Consider the following 1,119-nt stretch of genomic DNA (forward strand, 5'->3'; position numbering starts at 1 on the left):
GCTTCACGCGACAGCAATTGCGTTCACCGTCACAGTGCCCGACATTCTGAAAGTGGCAGGCGATGTGAATTCGGACACCTATCAGGCTTTTTACGCATATGGCATAGCCGCCGTTATCTACCTGTCGGTAACGCTGAGCCTTATTGGTGGTTTTCGGTTGTTTGAACGCCACGTGCTTAAGTCAAATCTTCCACGGGCGCATTGAGTGATATATGTATAAATTAGAAGTTGACAGTTTTACTAAAAGTTTTGCTAAGCATCAGGTTCTGCGTGGGGTTTCATTGAAAGCCAAGGCGGGAGATGTCATCTCGTTGATTGGTTCCAGTGGTTCCGGGAAAAGCACATTCCTTCGATGCATCAATTTTCTGGAGCAACCGGATGACGGTGCATTATTTTTCGATGGCCAGAAAATTCCGATGGTGACAGACCGTCTAGGGCGAATGCGTGTAGCTGACGACAAATTCTTGCGACTCCTCAGAACTAAACTGTCTATGGTTTTCCAGCATTTCAACCTATGGAATCACCTGACAGTGCTGCAGAACGTTGCGTTGCCGCCCGTTGTGGCTATGAATATTGGCAAGAAAGAAGCGCGGGAACGCGCCAAGTTTTTTCTCAATAAGGTCGGATTGCACGAACGCGTGTATACGCAATACCCTGCCGAACTCTCTGGAGGGCAATCGCAACGTGTCGCCATTGCAAGAGCCTTGGCGATGGAGCCCGAGGTCTTGTTATTTGATGAACCGACTTCTGCTTTGGATCCGGAACTGGTAGGTGAAGTGCTGAAGGTAATGCATGCGCTGGCCGAGGAGGGGCGCACCATGATAGTCGTTACCCACGAGATGGGGTTTGCACGCCATGTTTCCAGTCATGTTCAGTTTCTACATCAGGGAGAGATATTAGAAGAGGGCCCGCCATCCGATATATTGATAAATCCGCGCAGTGAGCGCCTGCGTAACTTCTTACGAGGGAACTTAAAATAAAACGCAGCTAACGCTGTGGCTGATTTTAAGCGTCTCGCTGCCCGTCCGGGTTGTCTTTATTTGTATGTGCTGACACTTTAAACGTATTTGGAATTTTTAGTGAGCGCGAAACGTCAATCGCGCATCACTAAGCATTGTG

Annotated in this window: 1 protein-coding gene and 1 pseudogene; both read left to right on the top strand. The window is 48.7% G+C overall.

Going from position 1 to position 1,119, the window contains the following annotated elements; genetic code table 11:
- Positions 1-205 (top strand): annotated as a pseudogene (locus YA0848_RS35750) (amino acid ABC transporter permease); the annotation flags it as partial.
- A gap of 7 nt (positions 206-212) precedes the next feature.
- Positions 213-980 carry an ABC transporter ATP-binding protein gene (locus tag YA0848_RS35755; protein WP_034097739.1) on the top strand — a complete coding sequence of 256 codons (768 nt, stop codon included), beginning with the start codon at positions 213-215 and terminating at the stop codon, positions 978-980.
- Positions 981-1,119: the final 139 nt, after the last annotated feature.

It is taken from the genome of Pseudomonas sp. S4_EA_1b, from assembly GCF_016307435.1.
Classification (GTDB): domain Bacteria; phylum Pseudomonadota; class Gammaproteobacteria; order Pseudomonadales; family Pseudomonadaceae; genus Aquipseudomonas; species Aquipseudomonas rhodesiae.

Bases quoted from the DNA above. Each gene is read 5' to 3' on its own strand.
- YA0848_RS35755 (WP_034097739.1), top strand. From the start codon at position 213: ATGTATAAATTAGAAGTTGACAGTTTTACTAAAAGTTTTGCTAAGCAT.